The 17,711-nt window shown below is 47.4% G+C and carries 12 protein-coding genes and 3 pseudogenes; 3 read left to right on the top strand and 12 right to left on the bottom strand.

Annotated features, from left to right (window positions below; genetic code table 11):
• Window positions 1-492: 492 nt before the first annotated feature.
• A complete protein-coding gene (locus JCM2765_RS12895; protein ID WP_054737089.1) occupies window positions 493-1,452 on the bottom strand; it encodes an L-lactate dehydrogenase in 960 nt (319 codons plus the stop codon).
• Window positions 1,453-1,746: 294 nt separating this feature from the next.
• On the opposite strand from JCM2765_RS12895, the gene JCM2765_RS12890 reads away from it, so the two are divergent.
• Window positions 1,747-3,126, top strand: coding sequence for a L,D-transpeptidase family protein (locus JCM2765_RS12890; RefSeq protein ID WP_054737088.1), 1,380 nt, complete (start codon window positions 1,747-1,749; stop codon window positions 3,124-3,126).
• 205 nt (window positions 3,127-3,331) lie between these two features.
• On the top strand, window positions 3,332-3,973 hold the full coding sequence (gene cbpA / locus JCM2765_RS12885; protein ID WP_054737087.1) for a cyclic di-AMP binding protein CbpA: 642 nt from the start codon (window positions 3,332-3,334) through the stop codon (window positions 3,971-3,973).
• A gap of 123 nt (window positions 3,974-4,096) precedes the next feature.
• Here the strand turns inward: cbpA and JCM2765_RS12880 are convergent.
• The 7 genes and pseudogenes from JCM2765_RS12880 to JCM2765_RS12850 form a co-directional block, all read right to left on the bottom strand.
• Window positions 4,097-4,485 (bottom strand): annotated as a pseudogene (locus tag JCM2765_RS12880) (type II toxin-antitoxin system PemK/MazF family toxin).
• Between the two features lie 28 nt (window positions 4,486-4,513).
• A complete protein-coding gene (locus JCM2765_RS12875; protein ID WP_054737086.1) occupies window positions 4,514-4,762 on the bottom strand; it encodes a hypothetical protein in 249 nt (82 codons plus the stop codon).
• A 323-nt stretch (window positions 4,763-5,085) separates the two neighbouring features.
• A pseudogene (gene alr, locus JCM2765_RS12870) lies at window positions 5,086-6,208 on the bottom strand (alanine racemase).
• The gene (gene acpS, locus JCM2765_RS12865) at window positions 6,205-6,567 is read right to left on the bottom strand and encodes a holo-ACP synthase (RefSeq protein ID WP_054737085.1); all 363 of its coding nucleotides are present in this window, start codon (window positions 6,565-6,567) and stop codon (window positions 6,205-6,207) included. Before acpS ends, alr begins: the two are co-directional and overlap by 4 nt.
• Before the next feature lie 492 nt (window positions 6,568-7,059).
• A complete protein-coding gene (cshA, locus tag JCM2765_RS12860) occupies window positions 7,060-8,604 on the bottom strand; it encodes a degradosome RNA helicase CshA (protein ID WP_054737084.1) in 1,545 nt (514 codons plus the stop codon).
• A 295-nt stretch (window positions 8,605-8,899) separates the two neighbouring features.
• Window positions 8,900-10,273 (bottom strand): UDP-N-acetylmuramoyl-tripeptide--D-alanyl-D-alanine ligase, encoded by a 1,374-nt coding sequence (locus JCM2765_RS12855; RefSeq protein ID WP_054737083.1) that lies wholly within the window; start codon window positions 10,271-10,273, stop codon window positions 8,900-8,902.
• Window positions 10,274-10,412: 139 nt separating this feature from the next.
• Window positions 10,413-11,198: a hypothetical protein gene (locus JCM2765_RS12850; protein ID WP_054737082.1), complete on the bottom strand. Its 786-nt coding sequence runs from the start codon at window positions 11,196-11,198 to the stop codon at window positions 10,413-10,415.
• A gap of 258 nt (window positions 11,199-11,456) precedes the next feature.
• Here JCM2765_RS12850 and JCM2765_RS12845 point away from each other — a divergent pair, with 258 nt between their 5' ends.
• Complete coding sequence (locus tag JCM2765_RS12845; protein ID WP_054737081.1) at window positions 11,457-11,930, top strand: low molecular weight protein-tyrosine-phosphatase; 474 nt, start codon at window positions 11,457-11,459, stop codon at window positions 11,928-11,930.
• Window positions 11,931-12,000: 70 nt separating this feature from the next.
• Here the strand turns inward: JCM2765_RS12845 and JCM2765_RS12840 are convergent, their stop codons facing one another.
• The 4 genes and pseudogenes from JCM2765_RS12840 to pyrG all read right to left on the bottom strand — a co-directional run.
• The gene (locus JCM2765_RS12840; RefSeq protein WP_054737080.1) at window positions 12,001-12,702 is read right to left on the bottom strand and encodes a class A sortase; all 702 of its coding nucleotides are present in this window, start codon (window positions 12,700-12,702) and stop codon (window positions 12,001-12,003) included.
• A 642-nt stretch (window positions 12,703-13,344) separates the two neighbouring features.
• A complete protein-coding gene (locus tag JCM2765_RS12835) occupies window positions 13,345-13,587 on the bottom strand; it encodes a type B 50S ribosomal protein L31 (RefSeq protein ID WP_054737079.1) in 243 nt (80 codons plus the stop codon).
• 155 nt (window positions 13,588-13,742) lie between these two features.
• Window positions 13,743-15,020 (bottom strand): UDP-N-acetylglucosamine 1-carboxyvinyltransferase, encoded by a 1,278-nt coding sequence (gene murA, locus JCM2765_RS12830; RefSeq protein WP_054737078.1) that lies wholly within the window; start codon window positions 15,018-15,020, stop codon window positions 13,743-13,745.
• A gap of 223 nt (window positions 15,021-15,243) precedes the next feature.
• Window positions 15,244-16,843, bottom strand: a pseudogene (gene pyrG / locus JCM2765_RS12825) (CTP synthase); the annotation flags it as partial.
• Window positions 16,844-17,711 lie beyond the last annotated feature (868 nt).

Raw genomic sequence — 17,711 nt, 5'->3', positions numbered from 1 at the left:
GGCACTCGTACCCCGAACCCCACGGGGCACGACTGCCTAAGTCATACCGACACCACTGAGCCTCGCGCGCCTCCGCCTCCCGCTACGTAGTGCGCTGTCGGCAACCACAACGGCTGACTGTCACATTCTGTAGTTGACGAAACAGCGTCATGGCAACGCTGGTAGGAACTCAACAGCGTAAAAACGATTGCGCAATACTAAATCTGCCAGTCATACAGCACGTTTGCGTTGACTGAAAATCAATGCTGTCGTTTATCGAATCAATGTCAGGTGTCGCAATACTGCCGCAAGCCGCGCAGTTAATCACTTGAGATGCCCTGCAATATTGCCGAATTGTGTAATGTGAGATGTAGGTAGTCGCCTACCGGAATCGCCAGTCCGCGCAAATCACCGAACTTCACAAACTAAACATGCTTACGCTGGACACAAGCGACAGCAAAAAAGCCAACCAGCCACAATGCTAATTGACTTCATTTAATCAACTATCTTTAATTAAGCTTCTGCATCCAAGGCAGCTAAGCCGTCCTTGGTAACTTGCTTCAAAGTTTCTGCTGAAGCAGCCATCTTAGCTTTTTCATCGTCGCTTAAGTTGATTTCGACAACGCCGGCAAGACCGCTAGCGTTGATGATGGCTGGGGTACCGATGAAGACATCGTCCAAACCATATTCGCCATCTAAGGCTGCGCCGACAGGAAGTACGGCGTTTTCATCACGTAAAATTGCCCGCGTAATGCGCATCAATGAAGTGGCAACCCCGTAGTAAGTGGCGCCCTTGCGGTTGATGATTTCGTAAGCTTTGTTCCGAGTTTCATCTTCAATTTGTAATAAGTCTTCTTTAGTGATGCCCTTATCAGCGGCAATCTCTAATAATGACTTTGAGCCAATGGTTGCTTCATCATAGGCAGCGAATTCGGTATCGCCGTGTTCACCCAAGATGTAAGCTTCAATGCTCCGTGGGTCAAGGTCAAGCTTCTTACCCAACGCAACCCGTAAACGAGAAGTATCCAGTGAAGTCCCTGAACCGATAACCTTGTTCTTTGGGAATCCTGAGAATTTCCAAGTCGCATAAGTTAAAATGTCAACTGGGTTAGCCGCTAACAGGAAGATACCGTCAAAACCAGAATCAACGATTGGTTTAACGATCGATGACAAGATCTTCAGGTTCTTGTTAACCAAGTCCAAACGAGTTTCGCCTGGCTTTTGTGGCGCACCAGCAGTGATTACAACTAAATCTGCGTCCTTAGCATCACTGTAGTCACCAGCGTAAACACGCTTTGGTGAGGTAAATGCTTGGGCGTCCTCTAAATCAAGGGCGTCCCCTTCCGTACGTTCTTTGATAACGTCAACAATAACTAATTCTTCAGCTAAATTTTGGTGCATTAATGAGAATGCGTAAGCTGAGCCAACGGCCCCGTCGCCCACGAGAACAACTTTTTGATGGTTCTTAGACAATGTACTCCACCTCTTCTATTAATGTGTTGTTGTAACATGAGACATTGTATCATGAATGTTAAAACAGTCGCTAGCAGAACGACTCAAATTCGAGAATTTTTTCACTAAGTATCGCCTAATCGGTTGATAAATCGGTAATTCGCTCATCTAATTCTCATTAAAAATACTTCACAAGTCCGTCATTGCCAAATTTTGTAACAATCTACTCGAACTTACCTAACTATATGTCTAAGTGTTGATTGCCCCCGCGCTTTGCTGTACCCTTAGACTAAGCCGAACAAGGAGGAACTATTCATGACACATAAAAAGCGGTGGATCGCCGCTAGTGCTACCATTATTCTGGCGTTTGGCCTTGGTTACGTTTGGCGTGCTACCCACTTTCAAAGTCACTTTTTGAGTGATACTGAAATTGCCGGCGTGCACGTTGGTGGTCAAACGGCGGCCCAAGCTGCCCAAACGCTGCGCAACAAACTTTCTAACCAACGCTACACCATTAGTGAGCATCAACGAACGCTCACGACCTTTACCTCCAAAGAAGCCGGAGTTAAAGCTTATTCTACTGCAACGTTACAGCAATTATTAGCCAAGCAAAACGCTTTCGCTTGGCCCATGCACCTCACAACGGCAGCAGCCAGTGATCAATCGCTCAGTAAGCAAGCAATCGATCAAGCGCAACTTAACCGACTTGCGTCTCAAGTCGTGGCATCAGCCGGCACCAACCGTACAAAAACGGTAAACGCAACGCTGGTCTATCAGCAACACAAGTTTCAAATCAAGGCACCGACTTACGGGACTGAAGTTACCCAAGCCAGTGTCGCAGCCGCTCTATCAGCTGCGGTTCGCCAAGATAAAACCCAAATCAACTTGAAACAGGCTTACGTGAAGCCGACCGTTTTAGCGAACAGTCCGAAACTGAAAGCAGCGAAGACTAAGGCGACGACTTTATCGAAAAACACCATTACTTATCATTTGGCTCAGCATACCGTTCAGATTCCTAGTGATACCATTGCGAGCTGGTTAACGACGACTAATGGCAACGTGTCCGTTTCACAACCTCAAATCTTGAAGTATTTGACCAAACTTAGTTACAAGTACGGAACGGTTCACCACGCCCGCCACTTCAAAACCACTGGTGGCAGCACCGTTACCGTTCCAGCCGGTTTGTATGGCTGGAGCATCAAAGTCGCATCCGAAACACCTAAACTCGCTAAGATCGTGTTAGCTGGTAAATCTACGACTCGAACACCAGTGATTCAAGGAACCGGCTACCACGCTAACGGAACTGATATCGGTAACACTTACGTTGAAGTTTCTAAGGCCCACCAACACATGTGGATCTACAAGCATGGTAAGCTCGTTATCTCAACTGCCGTCGTCACCGGTAAACCAGTTAAAGGGACCACCCCTTCTGGCGTTTACGTGGTTTGGAGCAAGCAGCGTAACGCAACGTTACGTGGTCAAAACGATGATGGCTCAAACTACGCCTCACCCGTCAGCTACTGGATGCCGGTTGATGATACCGGTGTTGGGATCCATGACTCGCCTTGGCAACCACGCTATGGCGGTAACTGGTACCTCACTCATGGTTCTCACGGTTGTGTCAACACGCCGCCTTCAGTGATGAGTAAGGTTTACGCTACCGTCCCATTGAAGACTCCCGTGGTGATCTACTAACCAAGCTTTAATACCCGCGCCATTAACCTTTCGCGTTAAGCGCGGGTATTTTTTTGCCGTCTCACCGGCTATGTGACGCCCATCTTCGTTAATAGCGCCTGAAAAAAGGACCGCAATTGTACGACTATCGCTGAATCGTCCCCCGTTTTGTGTTATGATATTGATAGTTTATTAGAGAGTTCTAATTATTAGGAGGTTACACCCTATGTTGTTGAAATCCTTGATCAAACCCAAAGAGCGCCTGATCACGGTCCAAGAAAACGTGACCCTTGAAGAAGCCCTTAAGGTCCTGGAAGATTCCGGTTACCGTTGTGTGCCGATCCTAGATGAAACCGGAACGATTTTCCGCGGGAACATCTACAAGATGCACATTTACCGCCACAAATCTCGCGGTGGTGACATGCACCTCCCAGTAACGACCTTACTGAAGAACGCCACTAAGTTCATCTCAGTTAACGCCGCGTTCTTTAACGTCTTCTTCTCAATCAAGGACCTCCCCTACATCGCTGTTTTGGACGCCAACAACAAGTTCTACGGCATTTTGACCCATACCCGCTTGATGGATATGCTGTCTCAATCCTGGAACGTCAACATTGGCTCCTACGTCTTAACGGTTGTCTCATCTGGTAACCGTGGCGATTTAGCAGGAGTTGCGAAGATTATTACCAAATACACCAATATCGCCAGTGTCATCAGTCTCGATGCTCAGGAAGGCGAAATGGTTCACCGGATCATGTTCACATTACCCGCTGAAGTTGACGCGGATAAACTAGATCGCATCGTCCACGCTCTAGAACGTAAAGAGTTCCGGGTGGCCGAAATTGAAGACCTCAAAAAAGAGGGTTAGGTAACACGAAATTAACCAAAAAAGCGTCGTTGATTTCTCGACTTGAGAAATCAACGACGCTTTTTAATGCCGCTACAATGGTTTATCCTAACGTACTTAACTCATTACTTTTTCTATGTACATCTACGCGCGTTTACGCTTTTTATAATCCGTTTTCTTACTACCTAACCCGATGCTGACCTCTAACGCATGGTCAACTTGAATCATGGTGGCGTCATCCAGATGAGCCACGTGATCCTTTAACCGTTGCTTATCAATGGTTCGAATCTGTTCTAATAAAATTACCGAATCCTTTTCAATTCCGGTATGATGCGCCTTGATCCCCACGTGGGTCGCATCTTAGGCTTCGAGATTCGCGCCGTGATTGCCGCAACGATCACGGTTGGACTGTAGTGGTTCCCAATGTTGTTTTGAACGATCAACACCGGTCTGACACCACCCTGTTCAGAGCCAATCACCGGTGACAGGTCCGCGTAAAAAATGTCCCCGCGTTTAATCTCATCTATTGCCATCTTCTCATCCCCTTACACCACGTCCGCACTACTGCTCTAAATAGAGTTGTGCAACTTCATCTTCACATGGCAGATACTCTTGAACAATTTCTTCATTAAGGTCGCTCATCGCTTGATAGCCCGTTACCAAAGACGTTGTCATCATCACATTACTAGGCGTCAGTTCGATGCCCGTTTGGTGAGATGTGGCTACAAGTAGTCGAATCTGGCCATACGAATCTCGTGAATGGAGTGCGTGCTGTTTAAATGACATTTTTTGTACGATATAGTGTCTCATGATAAACCCCTAATTAATCCGTTACTCATGAGTGTTATTTTAACATACTTTAATGCTGTTGAGTAGCCACTTAGCGGACACTCAACCAGAAACTGTGATTGGTATAGTTGGAATTGATTACGCAATCAGTTCCCTAATGATCTCCCACGCCCTCACACAAAACCGTGGTTAACTCTCACTAACTACCAGCAATCAGCGCTCATTTCAAACCAGCAGCACCCCTGCTGAAAAATTGACACCAACCATTAATCGACATGAAAAACCGGCCAGTGGTAATACCCACTGACCGGTTTTGAATTGATACTAATTTTATATTACTATAATTAATTTAAATAAACTCGCGGTACTCGTGTGGTAAACCCACAAGCGAGCTCATAATGAATGGTACCACAATAATCCGCAACGTCCTGTAACGTAATGGTTGCGCCGTGGTCGTTCCCGACTAAAGTAACCGTCGTCCCAGTTGGGTACTCGTGAGGTAATCGAACCATCATTTGGTCCATACAAATTCGTCCGATAATCTCACAGTAGTGACCATCAACTAGTACGTGAAAGCCTTGTAACCGCCGTTCATACCCATCAGCATAGCCGATTGGCAGGGTTGCAACCCATTCATCCTGTTGGGCAGTGTAAGTTGCCCCATAGCTGACCGAGTTACCCGCCTTCAACTGCTTGACGAACACGATTTTAGTTTCTAGACGCATCGCCGGCTGCAATTCAAATGGCGCCGTCAATTCGGTTCCCGATGGGTTTAGCCATATCCTGCAACCCCGAACCGAATCATATTGCCGTTGCAAGCATCATGCCACAAACTAGTTGCTGAGTTCGACACGTGAACGTACCGTGGTCGCTCTGGCAGGACTGCCATAAAGGCTTGCCAGCGACTAATTTGTTTTTCAAAGTACGCCGTATCCGCTGAATCGGCCTTTGAAAATGCGTAAAGATCCCTTCAAAGTTAAATGCTGGCGATGCCGTTAATGCCGTGACTGCCGCTGCTAGCGCCTCAGGTTCCTGAAACCCGATTCGTCCCATTCCCGTATCAAGGCCTAAATGAACGTTTAGCGGTTGGTCCGGTGAAACGGTCTCAATACTTGTGGTTGCCGCTTCAAGCCAATCCTGCGAGCCCACAGTCGCTGAAATATGCTTTTGAGCCATTAAACCAGCATATTGCGGTTCAGTAATCCCTAACACTAAGATGGGTTGGTTAAACCCAGCAGCCCGTAACGTCAACGCCTCATCCAGAATTGCAACACAAAACCCAGTTGCCCCGGCCTTCACAGCCGTAGTCGCTACCTGGGTGATACCGTGACCATAGCCATTCGCTTTGACCACCATAAATAGGTCGGTTCCTTTCGCTAGCCGAGCCTTCTCGGTTGCAATATTGTGGTAAATTGCTGCTTGATCGATCACCAGTTGCGTTGGTCGGTGTGTGCCAATTGTCGTCATTCTTCAGAACTTCCTTCTAATAGTACTTGCGTCATTACGAGTTGGCTGGTATGTGAAATGGAAATAAACCCCTTACCTTCAAAGGGGTGCCGAACGAGTTCAGGTTTACCCGTCGCATCATCTAAAATCTCAACATCTTGAAACGAAACTGCCTTCCCGATACCAGTGCCTAACGCTTTACTGTAAGCTTCTTTGGCTGACCAACGACCAGCTAAAAACTCCGCCGCCCGCTTCTCACCTAAAGCATCGTAAACCGCTACTTCCGCCGGTGTCAGCACCTTCGTGACAAAATGCTGTCGATCCGATAACGCTCGAATCCGATCAATTTCCTCAATATCAACGCCAATCCCATAAATCACGCGCTCTCTTCCTCGCTTCATTCATAATCGTAGTCTTCATTTTATCACAATCTGACTTAGATGGAAGGGTGATACTTGTCACTACCGGTTAAATTTAACCAACGCTTTGTTGCTGACGCTTGTGTCCAGCGTAAGTGTGCGGAGCGAGACGGGTTGAGAGCGGTGTGCAAGGCGACATCGGTAAACCCGCCAGGCCCGGGCGCTTCACCGATGTCGCCTTGCATGCAGCTCTCAGTCTCGCGCAGCACCATTCGGCGTGGTGGCCGGAAAGCGCGTGGTTGACAAGTTCTTACAACTTCAGGAACCCTGGAAATAACAGTTTAAGTGGCGCCGAATTTTGTAGCCTGAGAGTGCAGGTTTTCGTGCGGCTTTGGCGAGCGAAACGACGACAAACAGCCAACACCCAAATCACATCCAACACTTACGCTGGACACAAACGAAAAAAGCACCGAATCGCCAACGAAACGTTAGCGACTCGGTGCTTCAAGTTAATTAGTCTTTTTTACGGATGGTGAATTGACGCTTGCCACCACCATTGTTTTTGTGATCGCGATTCTTGTGATCACGGTGGTCCTTGTTGTTACCGCCTGAGTAACGGTGGTGACCATCACCGCCGCCACTCTTGTTGCCATAACGACGACCATTGCCGCCACGACCATGGTTATTACCACCGCGACCGCCACGGTAGTTCCGGTTACCGGAACCACCCTTGCGACGTGGTAATGGCCGTTCTGGTGTGATCTTAACTGGAACCTTAGTTGAATCGTCCTTGGTTAAGTCGTTCAGTAAGGCAGCCACTAAATCAATTGCTTCGTATTGATCCAGTAACTTGTTAGCCATCTTTTCGTACTTTTCAGTATCGGTCTTTTCAACTAGATCCTTAACCGTGGATTCTGCGTTGCTCAATTGACCAGTAAAGGCTTCTTCAGCCGAAGGTGGCTTCAGTGGTAACATCCGCACCTTGGTTAACTTTTCAATTTCGCGCAGGTAATCCATTTCGTTTGGTGTGACAAAGGTCAATGACACACCGTGGTGCCCGGCACGGCCGGTACGGCCGACACGGTGCACGTAACTGTCTGGATCTTGAGGAATATCGTAGTTGTAAACGTGGGTGACGTCTTCAACGTCGATCCCACGAGCAGCAACGTCAGTCGCCACTAAGATATCCAATTGTCCGTGCTTGAACTGGTTCAAGATTTGCATCCGCCGCTTTTGGGTCAAATCCCCATGGATCCCAGCAGCGTTGTAGCCACGAGTTTCCAAACCGCGAGTGATTTCGTCTACCCGACGCTTAGTCCGGGTGAAGACGATGGTCAGGTCAGGTGATTGAACGTCGAATAATCGAGTCATCACATCGAACTTTTCGTAATCCTTAGCTCGAACATAGTACTGATCGATTAAGTCGGTGGTCAATTCCTTGGCCTTGATCTTAACGTGTTCAGGGTTATTCATGAATTGAACCCCAACCCGCTTGATCTCAGGTGGCATCGTTGCTGAGAACAGCATGGTTTGCCGTTCGTTAGGAATAGCCTTGATGATACTTTCAATATCATCTAAGAATCCCATGTTTAACATTTCGTCAGCTTCGTCCAAGACCAGCATCTTCACGTGGTCTAACTTCACTGTCCGACGGTTCATGTGGTCCAATAAACGGCCTGGCGTCCCAACTAAAACTTGTGGGTGGCTCTTCAAGCTGTTAATTTGACGACGGATATCTGCCCCACCGTACACAACTTGAACCTTGGCATGTTCGTCCTTACCCAACCGGTAAATTTGTTCTTGGGTTTGGATGGCAAGTTCACGAGTTGGTGAGATCACCAATGCTTGAATGTTAGGATTGTCTTTGTCAATCTTTTCAAGAATTGGTAGTGCAAACGCAGCAGTCTTACCGGTCCCAGTTTGGGCTTGTCCGATCACATCTTGACCTTTAAGCACCATTGGGATGGTTTCGGCTTGGATTGGGGTTGCTTCTTCATACCCACTACGTTCTACGGCTTTGAGCAGGGCATCTGATAACCCGAGTTCATTAAACTTCAAATAAGTTTCCTCCTAGATAGGCTTTTACAAGGGCAATGGGACTAAGAGAAATCCGTCTCGTGTCGCGTCCGATTACCCAATTGACATCGTATCATTTAAAAAAACATAACTAGCGTATCATACACCAGATAACTATTAAACGCAACTATTTAACCAGCAGGTACCGCTTTGTTAGGTAAATCAGTTTACTCATTAATACCGACCTCACCCCCTCGTAACCGGTTACTAACTCGTTGTAAAAAATAAAAAGACTTTATTTACCGACATTGATTTTCGGCAATAAAGTCCCCCTTAACTATGCTTTTAGTTCAGCTAAAACTGTTTCCAAATGAATCCCGTGACTCCCTTTGATCAACACGGCATCGGCAGAAGTCATATCGGTTTGAAGTTGCGCCGTTAACGTTGCTAGCTCATCCGTCTGGTAAAGGTGGAGCGCTGTTTCAGGATACTGCTTGAGTAACTCATCGTACAACGCCTTCATGTGAGGCCCAACCAGATAAACTGCTTGAATCAGCTGTGGATCAAACGCCGAAGCCAGACTCGCGTGCAACGCATCCGCCTGAGCACCAAGCTCCAGCATGTCCCCGAGCACAACCCGTCTCGTTCCCGCAACGTCAACCTGTGAAAAGGCCGCCATTACTTCCTTCACGGCCGTTGGATTAGAGTTATACACGTCACTCAAGATCCGTTCGCCGGCAGCGCCGTCCACCCATTCAGCCCGGTTCTTAGTTAGATTCATGTCCAAAAAGGCTTGCGCAGCGTCACTCGCACTGATCCGATATGCCTGCGCCACACACAGTGCAGCCAACGCATTATTAACGTTGTAGTCACCGATCATTGGCAGTTCAAATAGCTGATCTGGCCACTGATTCGTCTTAAAGGTCGTGGCCGTTTCCGTCGTTTGCACTTCAGTAGCAACCATCTCGTCAGCTGTTTGACGACCAAACGTCATCTGGCGTTGTTCAACTGCGGTTGCTCGTTCCTGCAACAGTGGTTCATCGCCATCAAACACAAAGAGGCCGTCTTCCTTGAGCCCGTGGGTGATTTCCATCTTCGCATCGGCAATTTTCCCGCGCGTCCCGAAGAATTCAATGTGGGCTTCGCCAATCATTGTGATAATGGCCAAATCAGGTGAGACCAGTTTACTCAAGAAGTCCAGCTGTCCTGGCCGGTCCATCCCAAGTTCAATCACCAAAATTTCGGTGTTGGGTTCCATCGCCAAGATCGTCACGGGAACCCCGATTTCGTTGTTAAAGTTATCCTGCGTCTTCGTCACGTTAAACCGAGTGGCGAGGATGGCAGCTACCATATCCTTCGTCGTCGTCTTACCATTTGACCCAGTAATGGCCACAACCTTAGGATTGATTTTTAAGAGATAATGCCGACTTAGTTCCTGTAACGCTGTCAACGGATCATCAACAACTAAAACCGGGTAGTCCGTTGGTGCTGGCCCCCGATCCGCCTTCCAAAAAGTGGCGACTGCGCCATTAGCCATGGCTTGTTCGATAAATTCGTGGCCATCACGTTCACCAGCTAAGGGCACAAATAGCGCGCCAGGTGTCAATTGCCGACTATCAAAGGCGACACTCGACACTTCAATTTCGGTCCACATTGTTGTTTCATTTTGCGCTGAAACCGCCGTTGCGATTTCACCAAGTTGCATTTTCATGTTTTTGCTCCTAATTATTTAACGTCATTAAAAAACTGCTTCACTATTATAACACGACTCCGACTGAGGTGTTATTTTGACCAATTAGGGCGCTGTTTGTCAGTTGATTGAACAACTAACGCGCTGCGCCCCGTATCTGCTATAAATCAATTTCATCCTCAATAAACGGTGTCTCATCCGTAATTTCTAACGCCCACCGCTTCGCTTCAACGTCGTAACTAAGCGTTGCCACCTGTCGCGACGTTTCGTAAACATCCATTCGATCACGCCACCAGTTCTGACGTTCCGGGTGTTCTTGCAACCGAATCGGGATCAAGTAACGCCGTCGTCGTTCGACAGCTTGATCAAACGCAAAGATGACCCCTTCACTAAATACCGCCGACAACTGTTGGAACAGATCATCCGGGACATCACTGACCGAAAACGGCCGGTTAAACATCATCCACCGGTTGCTGTGCAACAACCGCAAATGCCGCTTCAGTGAAATATCCAGAATATGGTTAAAGGTGCGCAGATTGCGGTAGTACACTTTCACAAACCCCTCGGTCGTTGCGAGGTACGCATAGTCATTTTGAAGCTTCGAATACAACGGCAGATGATAGTGGGTCTTCATGTGCGCCATATACAACAATTCCGCAATTTCACTTGGCATGAGCAAGTCCAGGTCATCAACCTCGTGATAATCCAACCACATCTTCGGGCCTGCCGATTTTCCTAACAGAAACTCCCGGGCGGCAGATTGACCAGAAACCGTTTGGAACCGGGTATGGTTATTGACCTGGTTCCCCTCATTTTGTTGATCGATTAATACCAACCGTTGGGGCACACTAGGAATGCCGTTCACAAAATCGGCCGTTGTGACCCCATAGGAGATTACCAGGTTATTCACCTGCTCCCAGTTAATGTAGATAAAATTACCTTGCATCACTTTACTCACACTCTCTACAATTTTCAGACAATCTCATTGTACTACGAAACCGTTCGTAATTGGATAACCAAATCGGATTCTGATAAAATAATCTACCGTTTGTTTCGTATCCGACTAAACACCCCTAGAATCCCGGCATTACGGGCTTTAAGCAGCACAATTTTGGCCTTAAAATGAGGCCCTTCACCACTATTCTTGACATCCACTGATTCCACCCGTACCATGTATCAAGCACAACTATAAAGGAGACCTATCATGACTAACGTGTTATTTGTTTGCCTCGGTAATATTTGTCGCTCACCAATGGCAGACGCCATTTTTACTGACCTCGTTGCCAAACGGGGCTTAAGCGATCGCATCCACGTTGATTCCTGTGCAACCAGCCGCGAAGAAGCCGGCAACGCCCCTCACCCTGGTGCGCAAAAGGTGATGGCTGCTCACGGGTTAGATTACAGCCAACTGCGTTCACGCCCCATTCAACGCGGTGACTTTGAGTGGGCCGATTACATCATTACGATGGATCGTCAAAACGTCTTCAACCTGAACCAGAAGGCTCCGGCAGCCGATCAAAGCAAGATTCACCTGTGCTTAGATATTCTCCCGGATCGTCAGGGTGAAGAGATTCCTGATCCTTGGTACACGCACCGGTTTGAATATACCTATCAAGTTCTAAGTGAAGCCCTGCCAAAGTGGTTAGATCACATTGAGGCTACGGATTTAAAGGCTTAGCTACCTAATTGACTGAATCAAAGGCGCCATGACATTCCAACTTGGGGATGCCATGGCGCCTTTATTTTAATTATTTGTTATTAAACTGACTAGCAAACTGTTTAACGACCGCATTTGGCGCATCAGCGTACTTCATTGTTTGAACGAGTTTTCCGCGAATCATCAACCGACCCGCACCGGTTGCATCACAGGTCACTAACGTAATGATGTTTGACCGGGTCTGATTAACGACGTCCACCCGGGTTGCCGCGATAAACTGTCGCTTGTAAACCTTGTAGCGGTAGACGTGTTTCATGTTCGTCAGGTAAATCGTATTGCCCACCTTGGTTTTCCAGTACAGCGGGCTGAACAGGATATCCTTGCGAACCATGTGGTGACCAGCTAACGGATAGTTACCCGACCCCATTTTTTGGTCTGCTCGCATCGTTCCCGCAACTAACGCTAAGGTCTCATTGGCCACGCCCTTAGCGATTGGCAAGTGAATCTTGGCCTTCGGAACTAAAATTTGACCAATGACGTGCACCTTTTGCGCATTCATTCGGGCCTTAGCCACGGTTGTAAAATTCAGTGATTTAGCATTCTTAAAGTTAAAGTCCGCCGATTTCTTCTCGTTTGCCGCCACCGACTTAGCCGTTACTTTCGGTTGGTACGAACTAACTAACCAGTTTTTGATTTGTCGATTGAAAATCAAGCCTAGTGAAATTAACACCAGAATTGTAAACCCAATTCGATAAAGCCACCGCCGAACGCGATGTTGTGACTGCTTTTTCATGTTTATCCCCCGCTCTCAGGTAGCACTTACTTGAAGCGTTAAACCGTCTGCCTAAATGATACCCTAATTTTACTCGATTTATTCGGAGAATGAAAGTTCGGTGATTTATATTTGGGGGAAACTTTGGGTATTGGTATCTGGTGTTGGTTTAATTTGCAACGGCGCGTTGCATAGTGCTCGTTTGGGCTGTTAGTTCCAGGATTTTTGAAATTTCAGGACCTTGTCAGCCACGCGCTTTCTGGCTACCACGCCGAATGGCCAAATAGGCTTCCAGACTTCGTCGAGTCGTGCTCCACGAGGCAGAAGGCTATGTGTAAGGTGACCCCCGGTAAAACCGCTAGGACCGGGCGCGTTATACTTGCTCGTTTAGACTACAAAATTCGGCGTTGCTTGAACTGTTATTTCCAGGGTTTCCGTAATTTTAGAAACTTGTCAGCCATGCGCTTTCTGGCTACCACGCCGAATGGTGCTGCGCGAGGCAGAAGGCTATGTGTAAGGTGACTCCCGGTAAAATCGCCAGGCCCAGGCGCTTTCACCGGGAGTCACCTTACACGCCGCCTTCTAACCGCCTCGCTCCGCACACTGCACAAAAAAACAGCCTTCCCCCAAAAGAGAAAGCTGTCATCAAATAATCGTGTTTGATTATAAACCGTACTTCTTGTTGAAACGGTCCACAGCACCATCGGCCTTGGCAAACTTTTGCTTACCAGTGTAGAAAGGATGTGAATCTGAAGAAATTTCAACCCGGATCAATGGGTAAGTGTTACCGTCTTCCCATTCAACAGTTTCTGCTGAAGTAGCAGTTGAACCTGAAAGGAATTTGTAGCCAGTACTTGAATCTTGGAAGACTACTTCGTGGTAGTCTGGATGGATACCTTGCTTCATAAGTTGTTCGCTCCTTTGCCCTGAATCATTTACTGAGACAGAGATTGATTGTTTATATCGTCAACCCAACCACTATATCATGAACCCCTATTAATTTCAATGGGTATTCGTGAAACAATGATTAGTTTCACGTTAAATTACCTTGAAACTGTGCGCTAATCTTCGACTCGAACTGGATCTTCAATGGCAACGTCCGCACCTAGCGCCGTTAATTTAGCGACGATGCTCCCATAACCACGTAAGATGTTATCCGCGTTTTCGATTTCAGTTGTGCCATCTGCCATTAAGGCGGCGATCATCAATGATGCACCGGCCCGAATTTCACCAGCATCAACGACTGCTCCGTTCAAATGATCAGTATGGTCAACCACGATCATGTCACGTTCGGCTCGAATCTGCGCCCCCATTTTCTGGAGTTGTGAAATGTGCTTTATCCGTTGGGGATAAATGGTGTCAACGATCATGCTACTCCCAGTCGCCCGCAAAAGTAGCGGTGTGATTGGTTGTTGGAGATCCGTTGCAAACCCTGGGAATGGTAACGTCTTCACCTGAATGGCTTTCAAGTCATCCGAGCGTCCAACGTAAACCTTATCCTCACCCATCTCCAGATTAACGCCCATTTCAATCAACTTAGCGGTAAATGATTCCAAGTGTTCTGGAATAATGTTGTTGATTTGGATGCCGTCACCAGCCGCTGCAGCTAAGGATAGGAACGTCCCTGCTTCAATCCGATCTGGAATGATGGTGTGTACGTTAGTTGCCCGTAATGCTGGGACCCCTTCAATGCGGATCACATCAGTGCCGGCACCGCGAACGTGTGCCCCCATGTTGTTCAAGAAGGTGGCAATGTCGACGATTTCGGGTTCCTTTGCAGCGTTTTCAATCGTCGTGGATCCCGTTGCTTTAACGGCTGCCAAAATGGTGTTGATGGTTGCCCCAACAGACACCACATCTAAGAAGATGCGAGCGCCGTGTAAGCCGTCTTCACCCGTTGTAATGCGGACCGTGCCGTTATCCTCAACCACACTAGCACCTAACGCCTGAAAGGCCTTGATGTGTTGGTCAATTGGTCGAGGACCAATGTTATCGCCACCAGGGAACGTTACCGTTGCTCGGCCAAAGCGGCCAAGTAAGGCGCCCATAAAGTAGTATGACGCTCTAAGACTCTTGATTGCTCGACTTGGCATTGGTGCTTCAACAATTTCAGTTGGGTCAACCTCCAATACGCCATTCGCAAATTTGGAGTGAACATTCATTGATTCTAGGATCAGCATCAAATTGTGAACGTCCAAAATATCTGGTACCATATCAAATTTAACCGGTGTATCAGCCAGGATTGCCGCTGGAATTAACGCGACCGTGCTATTTTTAGCGCCACCGATGCTGACGCTACCTGACAAGCGCCGACCACCGTGGATTATCATTTTTTTCATGACATAATTATCCTCTACTATAAAAATCAAAAAATCATGCTGCGATGCAATCATTAGTTAATGATAAATAATGCCCCGGCAAAATACAATAGTTTAACTAGTAAAACGTTAATTTGTAATATTTAAAAGGCCATAATCGCGACATTTCCCCCAAATTTGCCCAAAAAAGGCGGTCAACGTCATCGTCGACCGCCTTTTTTGTCTCCAAGTATGAGTGGTTATGCTTGGTGTTGTTCGTAGCTGCTTCGACAAAGGACTTGAACAAGCCTTCTGGTCGAGTTGGCCGTGAAAGGAATTCTGGGTGGTATTGAGCTGCCACGAAGAACCGGTTCGTTGGTAATTCGATAACTTCCACCAAGTGGTTGTCAGGTGACGTCCCAGCGAAGACTAAGCCTTCGCCTTCATTTCGTCACGGTACGCATTGTTGAATTCGTAACGGTGACGGTGACGTTCTGAGATCACATCTTGATTGTTGTAAGCTGCAGCCGTAACCGTGTTAGGTTGTAACTTACATGGGTAAGCACCTAACCGTTGGGTCCCACCCATTTCAGTCACGTCCGTTTGGTCAGCCATCAAGTCAATGATTTTGTGGGTCGTTTCTGGGTTCATTTCAGTTGAGTTGGCATCGGCGTAACCCAAGACGTTCCGGGCAAATTCAACGCTGGCCATTTGCATCCCAAGGCAAATGCCTAAGAATGGCACGTCGTTTTCACGAGCGTATTGAATGGCAGTAATCATGCCTTCAATCCCACGATCGCCGAAACCACCAGGAACAATAAGACCATCAACGTCTTTTAACGTATCCGCGATGTTTTCCTTGGTGATCTTTTCAGAGTCCACCATTTCAAGGTCGATGTCGGCATCCAATGGGTAGCCGGCGTGCTTCAAAGCTTCGGCCACAGAAATGTAGGCATCGTGCAAGCCCACGTATTTACCAACCAAGGCGATCTTGATGGTCTTGGTTAAGCTTTGCACCTTGTTAACCAACCCTTGCCATTCGGTCATGTCGGCTTCTGGTGCGTCCACGTGGAAGTGATCCAAGATAAATTGATCCATGCCTTGAGCCTTCAAACGCAATGGAATTTCGTAGATTGTATCCACGTCCATTGATTCAACAACGGCTTCCGGCTTCACGTCACAGAACAATGCGATCTTCTTCCGCATCGCATCGGTGATTGGTGCTTCGGTCCGAACAACCAAGACGTTAGGTTGGATTCCTAAGCCACGTAATTCACGAACACTGTGTTGCGTTGGCTTCGTCTTCATTTCGCCAGCGGCGTGCAAGTATGGGATCAACGTGGTGTGAATGTAGATCACGTTGTCATCACCAACTTCAGCCTTCATTTGACGAATGGCTTCCAAGAATGGTTGTGATTCAATATCCCCAACCGTCCCACCAATTTCGGTGATGACGATGTCGGCATCCAAGGTCTTACCCGCCCGCATAATCTTTTCTTTGATCATACCAGTAATGTGTGGGATCACTTGCACGGTTGCCCCGAGATAGTCGCCACGACGTTCCTTTTCCAAAACTTCGGAATAAATCTTACCAGTTGTCACGTTGGAGTACTTGTTGAGGTCGTTGTCAATAAACCGTTCGTAGTGACCAAGGTCCAAGTCGGTTTCGGTCCCGTCGTTGGTTACGAAAACTTCCCCGTGTTGATAAGGCTCATCGTGCCGGGATCGACGTTAATGTAAGGATCGAATTTTTGGATCGTTACCTTTAACCCACGGTTCTTGAGCAAACGTCCAAGAGAGGCTGCAACAATTCCTTTTCCAAGTGAAGAAACCACACCGCCGGTTACAAAAATATATTTGGTCATTATATAACTCCTCATAAGATTAATTTGGGGTATCTGGGCATTGTCATAAATAATGAAAGAAGCCCCTATTCAACGAATAGGGAGCTTCTTATTCCGAACAAAGGCTTCACGCATCAACGTAAAGCGCCCAAACGTTATATTACTTGTTTTTGGGGTGGGCGTCAAGGGAAATGTTTAGAGCGTTTTCGAAACGGGTTGAGAGCAGTGTGTAAGGGGACTTAGGTAAAGGCCCCGGGCTTGGGCCTTTACCTAAGTCCCCTTACATGCAGCTCTCAGTTTCGAAAACGCGTTTCGGCGCGAGGACAGCAAAGTGGTTAGGGGCCAAATTTTTGAAAATTCAAATAACACTAGGATAGGTCCATTCTTCTCAGAGCCGAAAATTTGTTGCCAAGTTGCATAGAGCGTGAGGCAAAACGGGTTGGGTGCGGCGTGTAAGGCGACTCAGGTAAAGGCCCCGGGCTGGGCGTTTACCTGAGTTGCCTTACACATAGCACCCAGTTTTGCCGAACGCGTTTCGGCGCAAGGACAGGAAAGTCGTTGGGGTGACAAACTTCCCAGAGTCAAATATTCCCAAGAAAGAATCATCCTGCTCAGAGCCGAAAATCGCTGCCAAGTTTCATAGTATTTTCTACGCGGTCTGCCACCAAAAAGATACCGGTAACTATCACGTCTTATCAACACCCAGCTCGTCACTCTATTCAGTATGGCTTGCGACGCGCATTGCGATTACTTGATTTTCGGCGTTATGATACCTATTTCGTTCAGCTGCTATTTTAATTGGACTTGCAGTCAGCATTTGTTCTCTTAGGCCTCCACGCCGAAATGCGCAAAGAAAAGCAAGGAGTTGCATATAAAGGGCACCCAAGCG

This window comes from Secundilactobacillus similis DSM 23365 = JCM 2765, assembly GCF_001311075.1.
Classification (GTDB): Bacteria; Bacillota; Bacilli; order Lactobacillales; family Lactobacillaceae; genus Secundilactobacillus; species Secundilactobacillus similis.
Note: the sequence above shows the minus strand (reverse complement) of the source record. Positions and strands in the feature narration are given on the sequence as shown.

What these genes read in the sequence shown, in the direction of transcription:
- JCM2765_RS12890 (WP_054737088.1), top strand. Translation starts at nt 1,747, where the DNA reads ATGACACATAAAAAGCGGTGGATCGCCGCTAGTGCTACCATTATTCTG.
- cbpA (WP_054737087.1), top strand. Translation starts at nt 3,332, where the DNA reads ATGTTGTTGAAATCCTTGATCAAACCCAAAGAGCGCCTGATCACGGTC.
- JCM2765_RS12875 (WP_054737086.1), bottom strand. Translation starts at nt 4,762, where the DNA reads ATGAGACACTATATCGTACAAAAAATGTCATTTAAACAGCACGCACTC.
- JCM2765_RS12855 (WP_054737083.1), bottom strand. Translation starts at nt 10,273, where the DNA reads ATGAAAATGCAACTTGGTGAAATCGCAACGGCGGTTTCAGCGCAAAAT.
- JCM2765_RS12850 (WP_054737082.1), bottom strand. Translation starts at nt 11,198, where the DNA reads ATGCAAGGTAATTTTATCTACATTAACTGGGAGCAGGTGAATAACCTG.
- JCM2765_RS12845 (WP_054737081.1), top strand. Translation starts at nt 11,457, where the DNA reads ATGACTAACGTGTTATTTGTTTGCCTCGGTAATATTTGTCGCTCACCA.
- JCM2765_RS12840 (WP_054737080.1), bottom strand. Translation starts at nt 12,702, where the DNA reads ATGAAAAAGCAGTCACAACATCGCGTTCGGCGGTGGCTTTATCGAATT.
- JCM2765_RS12835 (WP_054737079.1), bottom strand. Translation starts at nt 13,587, where the DNA reads ATGAAGCAAGGTATCCATCCAGACTACCACGAAGTAGTCTTCCAAGAT.
- murA (WP_054737078.1), bottom strand. Translation starts at nt 15,020, where the DNA reads ATGAAAAAAATGATAATCCACGGTGGTCGGCGCTTGTCAGGTAGCGTC.